Genomic DNA, 20,082 nt, shown 5'->3' with positions numbered 1-20,082 from the left:
TGTCTGTTCTGACTCTTCTGTCTTGTCTTGGTCCTGCTGCCGCGCGCGGCTCCCGCCCGGTGCTCAGGCGTACTCGGCCATGACCATCGTCGTGAAGTCGAGCGCCACGTCGGTGACCGACTGCAGCGCCTGCGGCGACATGTCGCCGACGATCTCGATGACCGACACCCCTCGCGGGCCGACGGCGAAGGTGCCGAGCTCGGTGTACACGCGGCCCACGCATGCCATCCCGGTGAGCGGGTAGCTGCACTGGCGGCGCAGCTTGCTCGCGCCGTCCTTGGTCAGGTGGTCCATCATCACGAACACCTGCTTGGCGCCGATGGCCAGGTCCATGGCGCCGCCGACAGCGGGGATGGCGTCGGGCGCGCCGGTGTGCCAGTTGGCGAGGTCGCCGCGTTCCGAGACCTGGAAGGCGCCAAGCACGCAGATGTCGAGATGGCCGCCGCGCATCATGCCGAAGGCGTCGGCGTGATGGAAAAAGGCCGCGCCGCGCTCTAGCCGAATCGCTTCCTTGCCGGCGTTGATCAGCTCCCAGTCTTCCTGGCCGGGTTCGGCGGCCGACCATTGCCCCAGCACACCGTTCTCGCTGTGCAGGATGACTTCGCGGTGGCGCGGCAGATGGTTGGCCACCAGCGTAGGCAGGCCGATGCCGAGGTTGACGTAAGCGCCGTTGGGGATGTCGCGCGCGACGCGCGCGGCCAGCAGGTTTCTTGCCACTTGGTCCATTTGCCTCACCTTGCCTGTGCGTTTGCGTTTGCGCCTGCCTGTAGGTTTTCCGCCGTGCCTTCCAGCCCGCACATCGGCTGCGCGCAGGCACCGCCGCGCAGCACCACGCGCTTGACGAAGATGCCGGGCGTGACGACGGCCTCGGGGTCCAGTTCACCCAGTTCGCACACGCGCGTCACCGCGGCGATGGTGGTGGTGGCGGCCATCGCCATCACGGGTGCGAAGTTGCGCGCGGTCTTGTTGTAGACGAGGTTGCCCCAGCGGTCGGCTGCCGCGGCGTTGACCAGGGCCACGTCGACGTGGATGGGATACTCGAGCACGTAGTCGCGCGCACCGATGCGGCGGGCTTCCTTGCCTGCCGCCAGCAGCGTGCCGTGGCCGGTCGGCGTATAGAAGCCGCCGATGCCGCAGCCGGCCGCGCGCAGGCGCTCTGCCAGCGTGCCCTGGGGAATCACTTCCAGCTCGATCTCTCCGGCGCGGTACAGTGCCTCGAAGACATGGGCATCGCGCTGGCGCGGGAAGGAGCACATCAGCCTGCGTACGCGGCGCGCCTTGAGAAGCGCGGCGAGGCCGGTGTCGCCGTTGCCGGCGTTGTTGCTCACCACGGTGAGATCCTTGGCACCCTGTGCGACAAGTGCATCGATCAGTTCGTCAGGCATGCCGGCGCCGCCAAATCCGCCAATGGCGATGGTGGCGCCGTCGGCCACGTCGGCCACCGCGTCGCGCGCTGTTGCGTAGAGCTTGTCGATCATGTCTCGCGTCGTTGTTATCGGGTACGGCAAGATTGCCATGCACCTGCCGGCCAAACAATTTCGCGATTTGCAAGCACCCTTAGCGCTGCGTTAAAGACTGGGCCAGGGCTGCCGTGAAGGTCTGGCGGGAACGTTTCGACATGCTGCGCTCATACCATGTGCGACAAACGGGGAAGCGCCTCGCGCGCTGTGCCGAGTGCGAAGGCGAATGGTGAAAGGAAGGCGAAGAGAAGGCGCCCTGGGCAGGCAGCAAGCGCGACAGGTGGCCCGCTGCCCCCCCGCTAGCCCGCGTCGCTGGCGGGCGCGTAGTGGCCGATCAGGCGGTTCGCGAACTCGCGCGCAAAGCTGGACAAGCCTTCCAGGTCCCGCGCGCAGACCTGGAAGGTGCGCACGGCCCAATCGTCGCGCAGATCGCTGCAGCCGATGCGCTGCTCGCCCTTGAGGCGCGCGAAGGCGGCCTTGGGCATGATGGCGATACCGGCGCCGGCGGCCACCATGCGGCAGGTGGCGTCGTAGCTGGCCACGTGCACGCGGATAGTCATGGGCTTGTGCAGCGCGCCCGCGGCGCGCGTCATGAACATCTGGTAGGCGCTACCCTCTAGCAAGGCGACGAAGGCATGTTCGAGCGACTGCTCGAACCACACGGCCGGCTCCGCGAGCAGCGGATGGCCGAGCGGCGCGACCAGGATCAGCGCGCTCTTGACGAAGGGCACTGCCTGCAGGCCTGCGGTGGGCACATTGCCAGAGATGATGCCGAGATCGGCGCCGCCCTCGCGGAGCACGCGCACCACGTCATCGCTGAGACGCTCGCGCACGTCGATGCGCACATCCGGTTGGGTGGCGAGGTACTCCCCTATGACCGGTGGCAGGTATTCGGTGATGGCGGTGGTGTTGGCCACCAGCTTGACCTGTCCGCTCAGGCCTGCGGTGAAGGGCTGAAGGTTGCCGGTGAGCCGCTCCAGCTCGGCCAGCACCACGCGCGCGTGGTGCAGGTAGACCTCACCGGCCGCCGTCAGCGCCACGCCCTGCGGTGAGCGCTCCAGCAGCCTTACGCCTAGCGTGTCCTCGAGGTTCTTGATGCGGTTGCTGACCGCCGGCACCGAAAGAAACGATCGCTCGGCACCGCGGGTCAGGCTGCGCGTTTCCGCCACGTTGACGAAGAGGCGGAAGTCAGTGATATCGAAGGGGACAGCCATGCAGCAGGTCTCGCAGCTCAATCGTGTAGCGGGGATGATAACCCCGATGCGGGCGAAACCTGGCGCCATGGAGCGGGCGCACAGCCCGGCCGCCGTGCACTACCATCCCGCCGGCTCGAAGCGAAAGCCCTGGCCCTGGCGCCGCACATAGCCGCAGTACGGCTCGCCGAAATGCACCGGCAGCACCAGCGCACCGCTGTCCGCGGCCTGGGTGAGGAAGGTCAGGCGCGTGCTGCGGGCAAGGTCGGGGCGGATACAGTAGCCGGAGTTCAGGTCTGGGCGCACGATCTGCAGCGGGCTATGCAGGATGTCGCCGCAGAAAATTGCTTCCTCGCCGCGCGAACGGACCCGGAACGCGACCTGCCCCGGGCTATGGCCGGCCGCGGCCTCTACCTGCAGGCAATCGGCAATCTCACGCCCCGGCTCGATCATCTCGGCCAGCCCCGCGTCGACCACCGGCATCACGCTGTCGAAGAACGATTCGCCGAACACATCCACCACGCCCGGCTCCTTGTTGCGGCCCTGCTCGCAGAAGACGAAGTCGTCCTTGGGAAGGTAGTAGCGCGCGTTGGGGAAGGTGGGCTCCCAGCGGTTGTCCTGCCAAGTGGTGTTCCAGCCGACGTGGTCGGCATGCAGGTGTGTCATGACCACGTGGGTGACCTTCTCCGGCGGCGCTCCGGCCGCGATCATCCATTCGCGCACTAGAGTGTTGAGCATGTTCATGCGTGCGATGCCCGCGCGCGGCTTGAAGTTGCCTACGCCGGTATCGACGACGATGATATGGCTGCCCGCATGCACCACCCAGAACTGGATCGTCACGATCAGCTTGTTCATGTGAGGGATCCAATGGTGCGGCGCCATCAAGCCGGCATTCGCATCCAGGACCGAGCGGTCGATGTCGGGGAACAGGAAGGCCGGATCGTGCGTGGGACCCGCGTATTCGAGGATACGGGTGACCTTCAGGTCGCCGACGGTGCGCGTTTGCATCATGATACGGTGTCTCCTTCGTTGTTCTATGCGGACCGGGACCGGTGCGCCGGACCGGCGGCTCCGCTTGGCAGGCTCCAAGCATCGGCTATTTCACTGCGGGTGCCAATTTCGCTTTCCGAAAGTGGGGTTTCGGGCGGCTTTACCCGCCGCTGCCTGCGGCATCCGGCGACGTCCGCCCTGCCCCGCCGCCCCTGCCTGCCACCTTTCTCTGCGCCGCCTGAGCGTCCGCGACGGCAGTTCCCTAAATCGCGCCTTGTGCGTGGCACAAGACCGTTTCGTATTTCCAAATGTGAGGTGTGGGAAACGTATCAGCGGGGTGATGGCCGACCGTTGGCGGCGGCCGTGGATGGACAGTCAATGAAGGAACTTAGGGCAGACCTGAAGAACAATCTGTACTGAATCTGGAATCGGATGTCATCCGGCAACTACTTGCCGCCGCCGGTCTTACGTGTCGACCTACCAAAGGCGATCACCCATGGGCTGCCTCGTACGCCGCCCCCTTGGGGTCCACGTACTTGCGCAAGACGAAAGGGCTGTAGCCCGCAAGGCGATTGGCCACCGGCAGATACCGCAGCTGCACAGAGTCGTGATGACCTACTCCAACCAGGTCGCGCCGCGATTGGATGGAATAGGTCATGCTGCTACATCCGGTCGATCCCCCAGACCGCCAGCGTGCGGCCAGCCGCATTGGTGGCCACGCGCGGCACCGGGTAGGTCGTGCCGTCGGCCGGTGTCGCGCTGAGCAGGCTGGGCACATCCCAGCCGCTGCCGGTCAGGTAGCGACTGGTCCTGACGTTGATGCCGGAGGCTTCCCACTGATACCAGATGGCCGTGGCGTTGCCGTCCGCACCCACGGCCACGCGGGGCGCATAGACGTCTCCCGGCACCGTGCCGCTGAACTTCTCCGGCACGCCCCAGCCCGTGCCAGCCGCGTAGCGGTTCGCACCGCCGTAGGCGCCAACCCCGTTCTGCTCCTGCCAGACCGCGATGGCATTGCCCGCTCCGTCGATCTCCACATGCGGGTCGTAACATTCGCCAAGTGTATTGTTCGAGACGACCGTCGAAGTCTGCCACCCGCTGGCGGCAACGTACCGTGCCGACTGGATCGCAAAGGACAGGCTGGCCGTGCTCTGTACCCACAACGCAAGGCCATTGCCGCTGCCATCCACCGCAACGGCCACTTGCCCGTAGACGTTGTACAGGTTGCCGCCGACGGCATTGAGCATGGCGCGCGGGCCCCAGGCGCTGGCGCCGGTTGTGACGCTGCGCCCGTAGATGTCCTGCGGTCCGTTTGACACGGTAGTACCATCGCCCTGTTGCTGCACCCACGCGATGAGCCCCTGGCCGGCGGCGTTGACCGCGACGTGGCTGTTGGCTGCGCTATTGACGCCGTCGCTGACCATGAACGGCGCGCCCCAGGCACCGGACAATGCTGCGTACTTGACGGCCCACACATCAAAGTGGTTCGTGCGCCCGTCGCCTTGATACCAGGTCACGATGGCATTGCCCCGGCCGTCGACGGCGAGGTCCGGCGTGGAGACACCGGTAGCGACGCTCGCCGACGACACAACCCGCAGCGGCGTGCTCCAAGTCCGGGACGCAGCCGTGTAGCGGCTCGCCCAGAGGTTGCTGATGTTGTTCTCCGAGGCCATCCAGATCACGGTGGCATTACCCGCTGCGTCGAAGGCAACACGTGGCAGGAACGCATCGCCAGCGGTGCTCAAAGTGGTCGCGGCTGCGCCGGCATCCGTCGGGAAGCGCGCACGAATGACGAATTGTGAAGCCACCTGCTCAGACCAGGCCACGAGGCCGTTGCCGTTACTGTCTACCCCCACGTCGGGGTCGCTGGCGACCAGCGCATCCTGCGAAGTCCAGTCCGCGGCCGACAGCGCGCCGGCTAGGTTGCCGATGGGCGCCTGCAGCACCGTGCTGCCGTCCAGGTTCGCGACCGTGACGGTGCCGGCGCCATAGCTGACGGTGATGTTGTCCAGCAGTGCGTCCATGCCGGTATGATCCGCCGTGAACTTGCCGGACATCAGGTCAATGCTGGAGGCGGCGTACCTGGCCAGGAGCGGGGCGAGTTCGGCTGTCAGGATGGAGATGGCGCCGGGCAAGGCATTCGAGATAGTCGTGAAAGCAGCGGCACCAGATGTCGCGTAGATTGCGTCGAGTGCGCTCGTGCCCGCCGCGCCAACGACCGCGAGTTGGGTTAGTGGTGTAATGTTTGCCGCACCACTCGAGGGCGAGAAGGAATACAACCGCTGGGTTGCACCGTTCGCAGTCCATTCGGCCTTCAACATGAAGGGCGGCGTAAGATCGGCAGTGGAGAAGCTATAGGTGCCGTCCGTGGTGTCGACGTACCGCTCGTTCCCCGCAGCATCCTTCAGGTAAATTCGGCCGGAGATTGCCGACCCAGTTGCCGCAATGCCCGAGAGGCTCTGCAAGACAGCAGGCAGCGGGGATCCGCCAGTGCCAGTGCTGGCGCTACTTCCTGCCGCAACATCACCACCACCACCGCCACAAGCGGCCAGGGCCAGGCACATGACCAGCACTAATACACGTTTCATTGCGAACCTCCCGATGCAGTGCATCGGCTATCGGCAACTGTGCGGGGTTCTTGAGTCGGATAGCGGCGATCGTTGGCTGGATGGCCGGGTACGGGTTACCGGGAAAGGCCGTGCCCGATGTGCATTTCAAGCGCGGTACGTAATGCGGTTGTGTCGCAGTGAGGGAGGGTGGGCCGCCGTGCGGCCTTCGATGATACGGGGATTGCCAAGATGCGAGCAATTCGCTATCACAAGCGCAACCCACCTCTGATATTGAAGTGGAATAGGCTGCGGCGCTGTCGGCCGGGATTCGGAATCACCCGAATATGAGACGCGGACGAAGCGGGGCAACGTGGCTCGCTGCGCTAGAGCGAGCGCTCGAACGGCCGACCCGTCGCGCACATAAAAGTCGCGTTCTTTATTACTTCCAGCCTTATGTGTCATTTCCGGCTTTATCCCGGCATGCCCCCTATGCCGCCGGCACTGGCTTCAGCATTCCCTCCTGCTGCATCAGACTCGCCAATCCGGTCTCCTCGAGCGCGTAGACGCCGCGCGCTGCCCGCCATACAAGCGCTTTGTCCTGGAGCGCAGAAAGCGCCTGCTGGACATTCGAAACATCGACTCTCGCGTCGGCGCCCGGGTCAATCGCCTTCAAGACGGCGTCATACGCCTCCATGGTGGCTGCCTCGAACGGCGCGTAATTGCTCCCCCGAACGGCCATGACTCGAAGAACTGTGGATTGAAGCGGCGTCAGACTGTGAACCACGCGCATCTGTTCGGTGTTGCTGACCGCGATCTGCTCTTCAACCGCGGCCGCAAATCTTGCGGGGATGTCTCCTGCCGGAAGTCCGAATTCAAACCGAAGCGCGTCAGCCGCGGCACCCAACAGTTCCGGGCGGAAAGCGGCTCGCTTGAACAGCTCGAACACCTCTGCCGGGTCGAGTTTGGCTCCCAAGTCAAGTCGATCACAGAACCATTGGACATAGGCCATGTCCAGCGCCGGGAAGTTGACGAGGGGAGCTCCGTAGAACGCCTGGTCTCGGCTATTGCGAAGCATGGCCAGCTTGTCACGATTGGAGCCCGTCGCGACGATTCGCAGACCCTTATGTCTGCTGCTATTCAGTTCATCCCGCGCGGCCTTTAACGCGAACAGGGCGTCGTTCCCCTTCTCACTGACAATCGCTTGCTGCGCTTCGTCGATTACCAGCACAATGGGCTTGCCCGCATCATCCGATAGGGCGGCAAGTGCCGCCGACAGAGAAATCCCTTCGCCAAGGCCAACCCGATCAAGGGAGAACGACATCCCGCCAACCGCGACTTTCTCCATTCCGGCAGAGCGAGCGAGTCGCTTAATGACGCCTTCATGGCTCGCGAGCTCGGCCCGCACGGCCCCGACAATGACCTCTCCTGGGTCAGCTCGGCGGTCTTCCCACAGATCGGCATAGACTACAAGGGCACCGAGGTTCTCCAACGCCGGCCGCAGATCCTCCCTTAAGAAGGTCGACTTGCCGGTTCGTCTTGGCGCCGCCAGAAAAAGGCCGGAACTGGACGCGGAAGTCGGTGAGACCGTCAGAATTTTGGTGGCCAACTCTGTTGCTAGTGCCTCTCGTTTGAAAACTTCCATCCGCACGCTCCCTAGAATATGTTCGATTAGACCAAACTATAGTCGATTATAGTCAAGGTCGCTAATTTGTGGAGTTTGGGCCATATCTGCACGGTTTCGCCGCTCATTATGTATATCTTGCAGCATATGCTAGAGGGCGAAGCGAGTCTGTCGCGATGGAGCGCTGACGTGGCGGGCACTGAGTACATCCCAGGGCTCCTTGGGGGAGCACGGCGGCAGTCGGGAACGCCACATTTCCTCGTAAGGAAGGCCGCGCCCTATTTGGCCGCCGTCCCCGCGCGGTTTGTCCACAGGCTTATCTCGTGGCGCGGTGGACAAATCCCACCCTCGCCCTCGGGCGCTCCCTTAGACCGGCCCGGGCTTGAACTTGGTGCGCGTCACCGGCGCCCGCCGCCTGGGCGATACCAGGCGGCGCGTCGCGGCGGCTTGCGCATCGGCCCGCTCGGGGCGCCGCAGTGCCATTTCCAGTTGTGCCAGCAGCTCATCTTGCGCCGCCTGCCCATCCGCCAGCGCCTGTTGCGCCTGCGCCAGTTGTAGGCGGAGCGTGTCGCGCTCGGCGTGCTGCCTTGCCCGTGCCTCGGCACTGGCCACGGCGGCGTCCTGCGACCGCGCCTGCTCGGCGCGCAGGTCCGCCGCCGCCTGCTCGGCCTTCTGGCGCAGCGTGCGCTCCTGGTCGATCTCGCGCAGCGCACGGCGCTCGGTGGCGCTGGCCCGCTCCTGCTCGACGGCGACCTGCTCGCGGGTGCGCTCCAGGTCCGTCGAGAATTGGGTACGCAGCTCCAGCAACTGCCGCTCGAGCGCCTCGACCTGACGCACGCCCTCCTCCTGACGCGCCCGCGCGGCCGCGTGGGCCTGGCGCTCGGCTTCCAATTCGCCTTGCAGCACCGCGCGTGCGCGCTGGACGGCGTCGCGCTCGGCCTGTACAGCGGCTGTCTCCTGCTCGGCCACCGCCACCGCCGCCCGCGCCTGGTCGCGCTGCGCCTCCGCCTCGCTCGCCTGCAGCCGCGCTTCGGCGCGCAAGGCGGCCAGTTCGCCGGCGACCGCCTCGTTGGCGGCCGCCATATCGACTGCACGACGTCGGCCGCGATCGCCTTGAGCGCATCCGGCAGACCGGGCTGTTCAATGGTCACGCGCATCTTGTCGCGCAGGTCCCCCCAGAACTGCGCCAGCACCTCGGTGGGCGTGCCCATGCTGCCCTTGCGCACCAGGCCGTAGAGCTTGTTGGCGGTGGGCGTGATCCCGTAGCGGAAGAACAGCAAGCCACAGACCTCGCGGTAGAGCGCGCGCGTCTCGGGGAACTGTGCACGCAGGGTTCCCACGTCGGCGGCGAGCGTGGCCTGCAGGGCGGCGCCGGGAGACGTGGATTCAGGGCTGGCAGTCATGCGGAACAAACCGCGCATCGCCCGCCGATAGAAAGCGCCATAGTAGGTTCACCAACCGCGGATGACCGAATTGGATTGCTCCGCAAGCTCAGCCAACGTCGCTGGACTTCGGCGCGACCACTGCCACCCCCGCACTACCGCACGCATCCGCTTGAGCGCCTCGCCGCTTACCGCCGGCAGGAAACTGGTAAAGCGCCGGCCCTGCTGGCTCTGCGCTTCCCTGGGCCGGAACGTAAAGCCCAGAAACGTAAACTGCACGTTCGGATACGCCTTCTACGGTTGCTGTCCTTGCAGTACACGATCTTCGACTTCTCCGGATGCATGGTCAGCCCACATTCGCCCAGCCGTGAAGCAATGGCTTGCATCACGGCCCTCGCCTGTGCCTCCGTGCGGCAGTGAACCGCCGCATCATCGGCGTAGCGTGCAAAGGGACATTGCGGATCAGGGCGAGCGTGTTGCACTCGATCTCAGCCCAGACAGATCGTCCGAGATCCCTCAATGTCCGGTCGGCGGGAATCAGAATCCTTCGTTCATACAGCCAACAGTTCGCGTGCTGGAGCAGTTCGTCGAGCGTGAGCGATTCCGTGGCATCCTGGTGCATCCATGCCATGCTTCGAGGTCTGCCCACTGGTCCGGGCCAATTGACTTCAAGCCCAAATACCCGCAGGCCCAGATCAGGTGGTCGTAGAGCGTCTTTCCGAAAGCGCTCAATGATCGCCGCGACGTCGCTGTCGGTCAGCGCGAAATACAGTTCCACATCGAATTCCAACAGCCGCATCGGCAACCGGTCACTTCCCACATAGCGAAATCCCAAGCCCGGCATCTCTTGCCCCCATCGAGATGGCGCGATCCGAATCGCGGGCAGTTATGTTACGCCCTCCTCTCATTCGCAGCGGCCAACAGGTGTGGGCTTGTCGGAAAGTGTTGTCGACAAAGGCTTTCGGGGAAACCGCCAGATTTTGCACGAAAAGTACGATTACCCCCTTTAGCGCGTCCGGGAGACCGCGCCAAACCGGGGGTGACTAAGCAGTAAGGCGGTGGTCTACCTCTCCGGCGATGGAGGGATACCATCGTTCAACATACGACCGGAGCCGGCGCGCATTTGAGGTGGCTCATTGGCCTCTCAGCGCTTGTCCGGTCGTTTGCCCCCGTTTTGGCGCGCTCTCCAACTACGACATGACGGAATGCACTATTATAAGCATCAACCGATGCTATAATTTGTGCCGATACTTACGGAGGTTCCCATGCGTACGACTATTGCGCTTGATGACGACTTGATCGCCAAGGCTCAAGCCTATACGGGCCTGGAGGAAAAAACGGCACTTGTGCGCGAAGCACTAAAGGCCTTGATCCAGCGTGAAGCCGCGAAACGACTCGCGAATCTTGGCGGTAGCCAACCGGGCATCAAGGGGGCGCCGCGTCGCCGGCAGGTCGTCGAATGATTCTTGTCGACACGTCGGTCTGGATTGACCACATCAACGCTTCTGATCCTATGCTGATTAGCCTGCTTGCCGAGGAGCGTGTGCTGGCTCATCCATATGTGATAGGCGAGATTTCGCTCGGTAGTCTGCGTGACCGTGACGTCGTGCTTGGCGCGTTGCTCGATCTGCCGCGCGCGCTAGTTGCAACGCCGGAGGAGACCTTTTATCTGATCGAGCGCGAAGGTTTGTTCAATCGTGGAATCGGATATGTCGACACGTCACTGTTGGCGTCCGCGCGCCTACAACCAGGCATCACCATCTGGACGCGCGACAAGCGATTGAAGAAAATTGCCGATGAACTCAATCTTGGCGCGGTGCTCGCGCACTAGATAACGGAAAGGTGATCGCCGTGATGGAGTAGCTGGCGCCCCAGCAGACGGGTGTGCGGCAGTGATCGACTAGAAAGGACGAACGATGAGCCTGCAGATTTCATCTGCGCCGCTTGATGCCGCCTCCAAGGCGATTCTTGTCAAGTTGGTTAGCAACGGCTGGAACAAGGCTGGTGTTCAGTATGTTACGGACGAGAACGTCGTTTCGGCGGCCGAGTTTGCATACCTGCTGAAGCACGGCGCGGTAGAGCTGCGTACTGAGAATGGGGTGATGTTCGCTCCCATTCTCAACAGGTATGCCAAGCCGGCATTTGGTCCTGAGGTTTGAAAGATTGGATTCCAACTGAACATCGATCTCATGTAGGAAAAGCATGAAAATTCTTGCACATAGCCATACGTCTATTGTGGACCAGGCAGCCGGCGCCGTGGTACGCAGCGCGACCAACCACACGGTCGGCGCTCTGATGCGTGGTCACGGTTTGGTAGGCGTCATTGTCATCGCCATCGTGCTCATTTTGGGCGTTTGGGCCGTCAAGCAGCTGTTTTGAAGCGGAATAACAATGTCAGAGGGATTTCACGTACACGGTGCCCACGACCACGCGATTGAGCACGCGGCGGAAATCGGTCATGCCGACAGTTTTTCGGGACGTATTGCGGTGATGACAGCGATCCTGTCGACGGCTGGCGCGGTTTTCGGCTATCAGGGCGGGGCGACCCAAAACGAAGCGCTGCTTCTGAAGAATGAGGCCGCTATTCACAAGACCGAAGCAGCCAACCAATGGGCCTACTACCAAGCGAAGGGACAGAAGCAAGCGATTGCTGAACTGATGGCACAGCTGCCCGGCGTGGATCAAGCCGCCGCCAATCGGGAGGCGCTGCGCTACGGGGCGGAGAAGGAGCAAATCCGGCAGAAGGCAGAGGCGCAAGAGCGAGCGGCTAGGGACGCTGACGAGGCCAGTGAGAATGCTGTCCACCATCATCACCGCTGGGCACAAGCCGTCGTAGCAGTTCAGGTTTCTATAGCCTTGGCGGCAATCACGCTGCTCACGCGGCGCCGATGGTTGCAGGTGGCATCGTACGGGGTAGGTGCGATTGGCGGTGTGCTGGCTATCCTTTCAATGCTCCACATCTAGGAAAAAGATGAAAGCGACAAGCAAACAGCGCGGCTGGATTGTCCGCAGCGGAGACGGCTATCTCTGCCCAAAGGATGGCGACGTTGGCTACACGGCTAACTTGGTCGATGCGAGCACGTTCGACACCGAAGAGGAAGCCAAGGACGCCGGCCGCGATCACTGCGATCCCGGATTTGTAGTGATCCGAGACCCGCGCTAACGAAACGGACAGAAAGATGCCCGGCCCGATCATTCTCGTCGACATGGAGAACATCCAGCAGCTCGCACCGGCTGCGGTGCCTGGGGGAGCCCGCCTGATTGTCTTCGCCGGCGCCAGCCAAAAGTCCATTTCTCTGGATCTGGTGATCGCAGGCCAGGCACTTGAGCCGCCGGCACAATGGATCCGAGCCAGCGGCAGCGGTCGCAATGCACTGGATTTCCACATCGCCTTCGAGCTGGGACGACTTGCCGAGCGTGGCGAGCGCGGCCCCGTTTTCGTCCTGTCGAAGGACAAGGGTTACGACCCGCTCATTGTTCATATCGCCAGCGGCGGCATGCCTTGCAAGCGGATTGAATCGCTTTCGGAAGTACCACCGCCTGCGAAGACGAAGAACAGTGTTTCCGTGCAAGCCTCTGATGGCATTGATATTGGCGCGGCCTTCGCCGCGACTATCAAGGTACGCGAGATCTTGGGCCGGTCACCAAAGACAGCACGGCCGGGCAAGCGCGCGACCTTGGTCAAGCATCTCAAGGCGATGGAGCACTTGAAGCTGAAGGACAAGGATATCTCGGGTGTCATTGACGAGATGCTTGCCACGAAGCTGATTGTAGAGGCCAAGGGCAAGCTCTCGTACAATTTCTGATCAAAGAAGGCATCTGCGAAAAATGCGCTGCCCGCTGGCGTAGCGAAGGTGCTCAAGCGCCTGCACTATCCGCTGGACGTAATCGGCCACATACGTGCCGACCGTGATTCCGGAGTTAAATGGAACCAGGGCTGGCGCGCGGGATGGACCGCTAGCGTCACACACGGAGCGTGAACTGCAGACTGCTTAGGTTTGCTGCGAGCTCAGGACTCCATACACCGCCGGGCGCGCGTCGCCTCGTCAGAATCCGCAGCGTCTTCGGAAATATGCCGACTCTGCAGTCGGCTGTGCATGGCCTCGCATCGGATCAACATCGTTGCCGCGGGATCCTCTTCACCGCCGGCAATGCCAGCCTCGGCAGTGACCCGCAGATACACTTGCCGGGAGGCAACGGCGACGATCACAAGGACGGCGCCGACGCCGACGGCTCGGGTTGCAATTTGGAAGTATTGCGCCATAGCGAACTTGCACCGTATAGCAGGAGGTAATTGGCAGTGAGGCTACACGAGGATGTCCCGGGACGGTGCCACGCCGTTGCGGGATTGACACAATCCGGTTCGCCGCGGCGGGTTGGATCGCTCGTTGTGTGACACCGCATGGCAGTACTGAAGAGAATGCCCCGAAAATCGATCACGGCCTTACTGAACGGCCACTACTGGGCCACGCCCCACGCGCCCTTCCCGCTGGACGGTCCAAACGGCCATGAGGAGGTTTTTCCCGGCGCCCAATGCGTCAGCGACGGCAAATGGGTCACCTTCTATAAGGACGGGGAAGAAGTATGGGCGTGCAATGCCGTATATGCTGCCGCCCATTTCGACTTTGCACCGGTTCCCACCAACCGCTCGCCGACGGACAACTGAGGGTCGGACCGTTCCCCAGGCCGTGGAGTACGTTTCGCCCCTTCCCAACAGCCTAGACATCCATTTTTCGCGGACCGGGCGTTATGTTAAAAAGCATTTTTTCGCAGCGACACAGAATGCAGGGAACGCTGCGGACCCGGGTCGCCCATAGCCCTATGGCCTCGCACGGGCGGTTGTCTCACTATTCGCATATGTCACCAAAGATCCGCGTTGGATTTGGCTAGGGCCTCTGATCGAACCGTCAGTTTCTGTGCATCGTCGGCGTGCGCCCGCGTCTGGCCCATCAGGAAGGCCACACTTGCAACACCTGCCAACGCCATGCACACCGCCACGCCAGCCGCCCAAGCCTGCTGGATGCTGAGCGCGCCGAAGAATTGCCAGATCGACGGAGCTGCCTGCGCAGAATGGTTTCCAGCCTCACTCATACAAACTCCCCGCCCTCGGATACATTGACACCTGGCCAGGGCACACAGTCGGAGGAGCCCCCATCTATCCCAATTGGGCATCGCACCAAACTCGTGCTCCGGTTCCTGCACGCCCTGCACATAGCGACAATGAAGTCTTGCTTCGGTCCGGAATTCAACGAGTGTTGGCATGATGGGGGATCGAAGAGTGTTATGTATCAAATTCTCTAACGTTCTCTAGCTAGAAGAACGACATCATCCATTTCCCGGAACGACCAGGAGCGAGGAAATCGCAGTACCTGCCAGGGGGGGGTGGCCTTACGGCTATGCGGCAGTCCGACCAGTCTTTACGCAAAAACTGATACTGATGTGGGCCACCCTGCGTATTTTTCATTTGATACCCACCCAAAGGCGGGTATCCGCGAGAATAGTAGACACGTACTTTCCAAGTTGCCGCACGCAACGGCAATGGCGTGGCGTATGGTCGAGCTTCCGTATGGCGCGCGCGACAATCCATCTTGATCGGGGTTCCCAGATGCGTCACCACAAGAGTCAACGTGCAACGCTGCCACTCGCCCTATCAGGCGTTGTGCTGCTAAGTGCCTGCACCTCACTGATAAACCCAAAGGATCCTGAAGCACTAGGCGCTGTCGGGAGCTATGCACAGATGCGAGTGGAGGCAGAAGGTCTTCGAGCGTTTGACACAGAGAAGAAGTGTCTTGCCGAATATTCGACGGCTCGGACGGCCATCAATGGCGACATCAGCACGCTTCAGGTATACGTGAATGGTGTTGCTGACGCGTTGTGGGGATACGTTGAACTACCAAGAACAAAAATAACTCAAACTACATTCGACAAATATAACGCCTTCAGCGCTTGCGCTAGCGTCAAAACGTCTACGCTAGCGCCCGTTGTTGCGATGGGGGTCGAGATTGGCACTGAAGTTGTTGGGGAGCTAATCAAGCTGAATCAGGATCGAAGGAAAAAAACTGCTGAAGTATTGAACGGGACGCTCGAAGAGGCGAAATTGCCCATGTAAACTCTAGAGTGGTGGTACATGCATCACGCGTCCCTCTGATCGGCATTGCCGTGGCCCGTTATAACGCCACTGGACGGCATGAATTCTCACATTGTACCTCCAGCCCAATTCGAGTGAAAGTCGGGACCAATCAGTAGGCCTGCCCACTGATCCTTAACGCAGACTGCACTGCCTCTCGTCAATTCGTTGCAAACGAATTCCTGCTGCGCCTCGCCCAACTGCCAGGCACTCGGCCGGCAGGCGCGCTAGCGCGTCGGCGCCGGCCAAGGCAACGTCCTGCGCCCTCGCCCATGCGGCCGCCAGTTCGGTGCGCAGGCCTGCTGCCACTGGCCCGCCCTTCTGGCAAAACGTGCGCTCCTCGCCAATCTCCCGCGGCGCTCAGTGGCGCTGGTCCGCTCCTGCACCACTGCGACCTGATCGCGGGTGCGCTCCAGGTCCATCGAGAATTGGGTACGCAACTCCTGCAACTCGGCCCCCACCACCGCGGGCGGTGCCCGGTCGACGGAAGCCACTACGCCGGCGTCCTCAACCATTCAGAAAGCGGCGTGGCTATGTTGCGACGGGCGTCAAGCACCATCCAGAGCGGGTCCGCGTGTCCCTGCAAGTTGCCCCAAACAATCCGCATATACAGCCCCAGATACTCCCAGGACGCCCACGACTGCTCATATGCGGCGTCTGCTGCGGGGAACAAAGCGATTCGATCTAATCCCTTGAAGCCGTCTGCGACGCCCAGTTCCCATGGCACCCAGCGGCTGTCCTTGCTATTGGCAGTGGCCAGGAGGACGAATCGACTGGTCTGCCGGATTCGCCCTTTCAGAATGGCGGCCGTTTCTTCTGTTGTGTAGGGCGGCATTTCCGGATCGATCTCATCGAGGTACACACTCGCCCCATGCCCTTCGAGCACGCGGGTCGCACCGACAACAAGATCCTGGTCTTTGCTGGAATGCGAAAGAAATGTCGAGCCCGTAAGGCTCCGATGCGTTGCTCTCGCAAGCAGCCGACTTCGCTCCTCCGTAGAGAGGTTTGACGCAAAGTTGCGCAACTCCGATTTGGTGATGAACTGAATCATTGAAACTCCTACCCGCGTCTATGCAGGTTGCTCCAAACGGTCGGGTGGGAAAAATCAGCGCTTCACCACGACATGGATTCGGCCATGAGCGCCCAGCCAACATCAGACTCCTCGCTTCCGGCGCCTGAATGCAAGCAATCGGTCGCCAATTTCCTCCACCGCAAGACAGAGGAAATGCTTTACAATTTGAGCTATGTGGTCACGCTCTGTGATAAGGCACTTGCCGCCGCCTGCGGCAACAAGAACGCACAGCACGCGCACAAGCTCGTGGTGTACGCCTTCTCGTCGTTCGCGAACCTGGTGCAGACCCTCAAGCATGGGGCATCCGAGTTGGCTTCGCCTGCGATCCCAACGGTCGGAGATATACACCTGTAGCCATGGCGAGTTCTTCCACCTCAGCAGGAGCGCTGCCACCCAAGATGGGAATCTGGTGATTTCCGCGTTTCACTTTGGCTACTTTTTGCCAAAAGCGAAACAAGCAAATCAAGCTCATCGCTATCATGCCGCCTCGCCCGGCACCGTCACTCCCCCAATGGGGGTGGATTCCCCTATTTCGCATTGCTACAGCCTTGCCCGCAATGCACAAATAATTGACCACCCTCATGTTTAAAGGCTTCAATCTCACCCTCGGCGCGAGCGCATCAAGGCATCAATCGCTTGTCGAACTCGCAGAACGGACTGAAGCCTCGCAGGAAAACGAGGCTCATACTGCCATCGTGGTGTATGACCACGTCGGGCTGACGGAGCAGTGGCTCGGACACCTGCAATGGCTCGGCACCAAGGTGCCCACGGTGAAATGGATCAAGAGTCGGGAAGCCGGATGGCAGCTTCCCGAGGTGGAGGGCATGTAGATGGGCGCGGTATCTCTTTCTGCCAGCATCCCTGCCCAGGGCCGGGCGCCGTACGATCAGGATATCGAACCCCTGCCAATCCAGTCAGCGGCCAGTGCGCTGGCCTCGGTCGTCCTTGGACGCCGTCTCCTAGTCTGGGGCGGACATGCGGCGATCACGCCCATGCTTTGGGCCTCCGCACGGGGTATGGGCGTACGGTATGCAGAAGCCGTGCATTGGTTCCAAAGCGCATTCTTCAAGACCGAGGATCTCCCCGCAGAAAACAAACACATTTGCCAATGTGACGTACGTGGCAGCTGTTGACGGTGACCTGTCACAGAGCCTCAAGGCCATGCGCGAGGCGATGATGAAGTCAGCGGACTTCGACGCTGCGGTGTTCATTGGCGGGATGGAGGGCATCCTGAACGAGCACGCCATGTTCATCGAGCTGCATCCGCAAGCGAAGAGGCTGCCGGTCGCCGTGACAGGTGGTGCCTCCCGAATCCTCAGCAAGAACTTGCACTACCCCCCCCGACGACGTCGGCCCCCTCGATTTCGTCCGACTTTTCCATCGCGAATTGTGCATCTCGCCACTTGAGCGACGACAGCCGCCACTGCCTTAAATGGCGTGGCCATCGGAAGCGCTACAGGATCATTTAGACCCAAGCGTCTCCGACGGCCGCATGCCGTGGCCTTACACGGCCTTCACGATGTTGAAGTCGTCAATCTTCTTGTGGATGCCGTAGGCCTTGTCGATGTAGTGGGCGGGTTTTGCCTCGAAATCCGTCCACTTCACCGAATAGATATAGGAAGAATCTCCGGTATACACGCGTGAGCTGGCCGTATGCTGGTCACAGTCATTGTACGACGGTGACTTCACGTTAAACATGTTCTTCGACAGAATCTTGAACAGGGTCGGCGTTCGCAACGTCCTGCACTTGCACGACGGACAGAACTGATCGGCGATGTAGTAGTCGAAGCTGCCCTTCTCGTCAGGCAGGACGATGGCAAGCAGCGCGTTGGGCGTTTTAGTGCGGTCGCCCCGCTTCTGCTCGCGCAAGGAATACGAGATTTCCCAGGGTATCCACTGGTCATTCTCTGGCACCGATGCATTCCGCATACCCTTCGAGATCATTACAATCGTCATGGTGCTGTCATAGATCTTGTCCCGCAAAGCGGCCTCAATAGTCTCTTCCTTGAAGTCGCTCAGATCCAGCCCGTCGTCCTCTCCCTTGTTGATGTGATCTTCCTTGCCCAGAATTTCCTGCAGGAGATCCACGTAGTGACGCGCCGTCGTGGTCTCCGTGCGATCTGGCAGGGTATGCACCTGTTCATCCGCATACTTGTACGAAACAAAGATCTTTCTTCCCATCGCTTTTTCCCTTGTTCGTTGCTATCGTGCAGGCTCGTACAGCGGCGGTCAGAGCCGGCAGTATTCGTCCACCATCGTCATCGCTGCCTTGACCGTTTCCTCCACGGAAACGTTCTCGTCCATAGCGGCAGCAAAAGCTTTCTGGAACTGTCGCGAGCGCTCCTTCACCGTCGGAGATAGCTCGCCGGCGATTCGCTTGGCCACCCACCCTGTTGCACCGACAGGGATGACGTGCACCCCCATCTGTTTGGCGATCTCGAATTCCTGCAATACGCCTTCCGAATCCTCTACATCCCCTTTTCCGTCTTCATTGTTGCCAAATAGAAAGATCGCGATTCCCGATTTTTCCAGCATGAATTCCCGATGTTGTCGATACATACGGCTGCGCCGTGGCCTCGCCCCGTCCACTAGCGGAAACGGGAACGTTTGGAGCTGCTCGCGGGAATATCGCTGGGGGTGTCGCTGGATCGTCTGAAGCGCCCCCGCGATTACGGATGGGCCGACGCCCAGCCCGAAGCCGCTCACAATGGTGAGATTCTTACGTATGAGCCTGTCCGCCAGCGACTCGATCAAATCCGCCGCATCATCCGCAGTCCACGGGTAGAACTCGGAAGCGCTTCCGGAGATGAAGACCGTCTGCGCACGATAGCGCGTCTGCACGGCTGCCAGAATTCCCGTGATATCGCTGAACTCGTCGACCATCAGCGCTTGGATGCCTAACCGCGCAAGATCCTTAACAAAGTAGTACTGTTGTTTCTGGCGGTATTTGAAATTGGCCAGCTTCTCTCGTGGCTTGCGAACCTCCCGCCGCAAAATGCAGTAGTGCGACTTGGGCTGCTTCTTCAGGGCGACACGGATCCTGCTCAGGATGTAGTCAATATTCGGGTCCGTAAAGCTGAACCCGAGAAACAGGAACGTTTTGCTAAGTAGGTGCCCCGCGAGCGTGGTGACAAATAGTTCCCTGTCCCGAAAGTACCCTTCGTAGTCATCCTTCGTAAGGACAGCGTTGTCGGCATCTTCGACATCACCGTGCATCTTGTACACCACGGCGTCGGGACACCGAACCGTGCTCTTGAGATGATTGACGGTGTACTTCCGATCAACGACCTTACCGGCTGCTTCGAGTGCGCGCTCGATCATGCGGTCGTAGTTCGTTGTCCAGTAAATGTCGATGGGCAATGATGCGAGAATTTCCTGATTCTCGTTGATGTCGTGACCGACGCTGAACTCGTCGATCAGCTTCTGATTGATGTGGCTGCGATTGAGCCTCTCATTGACGTGATACTGCGCTACCGCGACCAGATTCGTTTCGCGGTCGACATCCAGATCGAGCTCAGCGGCAATTCCGCGCAATAGCTCGGCCCAATTCACGTAGCCGCTACTGACGGAGAGTCCCGCCCCCGCGAAAACCGCCGCCGTTCCCCGGCGCAAGTCAGTAACATAGCGATCGATAAACGCGTCGATTTCTGCCGAGAATTTCTTAGGATTGTGTTTCACAGACCTTTTC

The 20,082-nt window shown here is 61.3% G+C and carries 24 protein-coding genes and 3 pseudogenes; 13 read left to right on the top strand and 14 right to left on the bottom strand.

Features of this window, described 5'->3' with window-relative positions:
* Nucleotides 1-63: 63 nt before the first annotated feature.
* The 10 genes and pseudogenes from F7R26_RS38105 to F7R26_RS38060 form a co-directional block, all read right to left on the bottom strand.
* A complete protein-coding gene (locus tag F7R26_RS38105; protein ID WP_150993531.1) occupies nt 64-726 on the bottom strand; it encodes a 3-oxoacid CoA-transferase subunit B in 663 nt (220 codons plus the stop codon).
* Nucleotides 727-731: 5 nt separating this feature from the next.
* Nucleotides 732-1,478, bottom strand: coding sequence for a 3-oxoacid CoA-transferase subunit A (locus tag F7R26_RS38100; protein WP_150993533.1), 747 nt, complete (start codon nt 1,476-1,478; stop codon nt 732-734).
* 281 nt (nt 1,479-1,759) lie between these two features.
* On the bottom strand, nt 1,760-2,674 hold the full coding sequence (locus F7R26_RS38095; RefSeq protein ID WP_150993535.1) for a LysR family transcriptional regulator: 915 nt from the start codon (nt 2,672-2,674) through the stop codon (nt 1,760-1,762).
* A gap of 99 nt (nt 2,675-2,773) precedes the next feature.
* Entirely contained in the window at nt 2,774-3,664 is an 891-nt protein-coding gene (locus tag F7R26_RS38090) for an MBL fold metallo-hydrolase (protein ID WP_150993537.1), read from the bottom strand.
* Nucleotides 3,665-4,305: 641 nt separating this feature from the next.
* Nucleotides 4,306-6,231, bottom strand: coding sequence for a hypothetical protein (locus tag F7R26_RS38080; protein ID WP_193692291.1), 1,926 nt, complete (start codon nt 6,229-6,231; stop codon nt 4,306-4,308).
* Nucleotides 6,232-6,679: 448 nt separating this feature from the next.
* Entirely contained in the window at nt 6,680-7,834 is a 1,155-nt protein-coding gene (locus tag F7R26_RS38075; RefSeq protein ID WP_150992782.1) for an ATP-binding protein, read from the bottom strand.
* 345 nt (nt 7,835-8,179) lie between these two features.
* A complete protein-coding gene (locus tag F7R26_RS38070; protein WP_241754848.1) occupies nt 8,180-8,896 on the bottom strand; it encodes a coiled-coil domain-containing protein in 717 nt (238 codons plus the stop codon).
* Nucleotides 8,897-8,955: 59 nt separating this feature from the next.
* Nucleotides 8,956-9,216 (bottom strand): annotated as a pseudogene (locus F7R26_RS41320) (DNA-binding protein); the annotation flags it as partial.
* Between the two features lie 51 nt (nt 9,217-9,267).
* Nucleotides 9,268-9,665, bottom strand: a pseudogene (locus F7R26_RS38065) (reverse transcriptase domain-containing protein); the annotation flags it as partial.
* A pseudogene (locus F7R26_RS38060) lies at nt 9,647-10,039 on the bottom strand (DUF4158 domain-containing protein); the annotation flags it as partial. The pseudogenes F7R26_RS38060 and F7R26_RS38065, both read right to left, overlap by 19 nt.
* A gap of 421 nt (nt 10,040-10,460) precedes the next feature.
* Here F7R26_RS38060 and F7R26_RS38055 point away from each other — a divergent pair.
* The 8 genes from F7R26_RS38055 to F7R26_RS38020 all read left to right on the top strand — a co-directional run bounded on the left by F7R26_RS38055 (nt 10,461) and on the right by F7R26_RS38020 (nt 13,861).
* The gene (locus F7R26_RS38055; protein WP_150992784.1) at nt 10,461-10,658 is read left to right on the top strand and encodes a type II toxin-antitoxin system VapB family antitoxin; all 198 of its coding nucleotides are present in this window, start codon (nt 10,461-10,463) and stop codon (nt 10,656-10,658) included.
* Nucleotides 10,655-11,026 carry a type II toxin-antitoxin system VapC family toxin gene (locus F7R26_RS38050; RefSeq protein WP_150992786.1) on the top strand — a complete coding sequence of 124 codons (372 nt, stop codon included), beginning with the start codon at nt 10,655-10,657 and terminating at the stop codon, nt 11,024-11,026. The genes F7R26_RS38055 and F7R26_RS38050 overlap by 4 nt, the downstream gene beginning before the upstream one ends.
* Nucleotides 11,027-11,111: 85 nt before the next feature.
* Nucleotides 11,112-11,354, top strand: a complete 243-nt coding sequence (locus F7R26_RS38045) for a hypothetical protein (RefSeq protein ID WP_150992788.1) — start codon at nt 11,112-11,114, stop codon at nt 11,352-11,354.
* Between the two features lie 43 nt (nt 11,355-11,397).
* Nucleotides 11,398-11,574, top strand: a complete 177-nt coding sequence (locus tag F7R26_RS38040) for a hypothetical protein (RefSeq protein ID WP_170302018.1) — start codon at nt 11,398-11,400, stop codon at nt 11,572-11,574.
* Nucleotides 11,575-11,586: 12 nt separating this feature from the next.
* Entirely contained in the window at nt 11,587-12,159 is a 573-nt protein-coding gene (locus F7R26_RS38035) for a DUF4337 domain-containing protein (protein WP_150992790.1), read from the top strand.
* 7 nt (nt 12,160-12,166) lie between these two features.
* Nucleotides 12,167-12,358, top strand: coding sequence for a hypothetical protein (locus F7R26_RS38030; RefSeq protein ID WP_150992792.1), 192 nt, complete (start codon nt 12,167-12,169; stop codon nt 12,356-12,358).
* Nucleotides 12,359-12,374: 16 nt separating this feature from the next.
* Nucleotides 12,375-13,001, top strand: a complete 627-nt coding sequence (locus tag F7R26_RS38025) for a PIN domain-containing protein (RefSeq protein WP_045242046.1) — start codon at nt 12,375-12,377, stop codon at nt 12,999-13,001.
* A gap of 596 nt (nt 13,002-13,597) precedes the next feature.
* Nucleotides 13,598-13,861, top strand: coding sequence for a hypothetical protein (locus tag F7R26_RS38020; RefSeq protein ID WP_241754847.1), 264 nt, complete (start codon nt 13,598-13,600; stop codon nt 13,859-13,861).
* 194 nt (nt 13,862-14,055) lie between these two features.
* Here F7R26_RS38020 and F7R26_RS38015 read toward each other — a convergent pair whose 3' ends face one another.
* Nucleotides 14,056-14,286: a hypothetical protein gene (locus tag F7R26_RS38015; protein ID WP_150992797.1), complete on the bottom strand. Its 231-nt coding sequence runs from the start codon at nt 14,284-14,286 to the stop codon at nt 14,056-14,058.
* A 514-nt stretch (nt 14,287-14,800) separates the two neighbouring features.
* Here F7R26_RS38015 and F7R26_RS38010 point away from each other — a divergent pair.
* The gene (locus F7R26_RS38010) at nt 14,801-15,304 is read left to right on the top strand and encodes a hypothetical protein (RefSeq protein WP_150992799.1); all 504 of its coding nucleotides are present in this window, start codon (nt 14,801-14,803) and stop codon (nt 15,302-15,304) included.
* Nucleotides 15,305-15,815: 511 nt separating this feature from the next.
* Here the strand turns inward: F7R26_RS38010 and F7R26_RS38005 are convergent.
* Nucleotides 15,816-16,373: a toll/interleukin-1 receptor domain-containing protein gene (locus F7R26_RS38005; protein ID WP_150992801.1), complete on the bottom strand. Its 558-nt coding sequence runs from the start codon at nt 16,371-16,373 to the stop codon at nt 15,816-15,818.
* Nucleotides 16,374-16,457: 84 nt separating this feature from the next.
* Between F7R26_RS38005 and F7R26_RS38000 the strand changes: the two genes are divergently transcribed.
* The 4 genes from F7R26_RS38000 (at nt 16,458) to F7R26_RS41305 (ending at nt 17,801) form a co-directional block, all read left to right on the top strand.
* Nucleotides 16,458-16,748 carry a hypothetical protein gene (locus F7R26_RS38000; protein ID WP_150992803.1) on the top strand — a complete coding sequence of 97 codons (291 nt, stop codon included), beginning with the start codon at nt 16,458-16,460 and terminating at the stop codon, nt 16,746-16,748.
* A gap of 215 nt (nt 16,749-16,963) precedes the next feature.
* Entirely contained in the window at nt 16,964-17,224 is a 261-nt protein-coding gene (locus tag F7R26_RS37995) for a hypothetical protein (protein WP_150992805.1), read from the top strand.
* Nucleotides 17,225-17,527, top strand: a complete 303-nt coding sequence (locus F7R26_RS41310) for an SLOG domain-containing protein (protein ID WP_241754846.1) — start codon at nt 17,225-17,227, stop codon at nt 17,525-17,527.
* Nucleotides 17,514-17,801 (top strand): SLOG domain-containing protein, encoded by a 288-nt coding sequence (locus F7R26_RS41305; protein WP_241754845.1) that lies wholly within the window; start codon nt 17,514-17,516, stop codon nt 17,799-17,801. The genes F7R26_RS41310 and F7R26_RS41305 overlap by 14 nt, the downstream gene beginning before the upstream one ends.
* 96 nt (nt 17,802-17,897) lie before the next feature.
* Here the strand turns inward: F7R26_RS41305 and F7R26_RS37985 are convergent, their stop codons facing one another.
* The gene (locus tag F7R26_RS37985; protein ID WP_150992807.1) at nt 17,898-18,575 is read right to left on the bottom strand and encodes a TIR domain-containing protein; all 678 of its coding nucleotides are present in this window, start codon (nt 18,573-18,575) and stop codon (nt 17,898-17,900) included.
* Nucleotides 18,576-18,623: 48 nt separating this feature from the next.
* Nucleotides 18,624-20,072 carry an SIR2 family protein gene (locus F7R26_RS37980; protein ID WP_150992809.1) on the bottom strand — a complete coding sequence of 483 codons (1,449 nt, stop codon included), beginning with the start codon at nt 20,070-20,072 and terminating at the stop codon, nt 18,624-18,626.
* Nucleotides 20,073-20,082: the final 10 nt, after the last annotated feature.

This window comes from Cupriavidus basilensis (genome assembly GCF_008801925.2).
GTDB classification, from domain to species: Bacteria; Pseudomonadota; Gammaproteobacteria; order Burkholderiales; family Burkholderiaceae; genus Cupriavidus; species Cupriavidus basilensis.
This window is presented reverse-complemented; position numbering and strand designations above follow the sequence as displayed.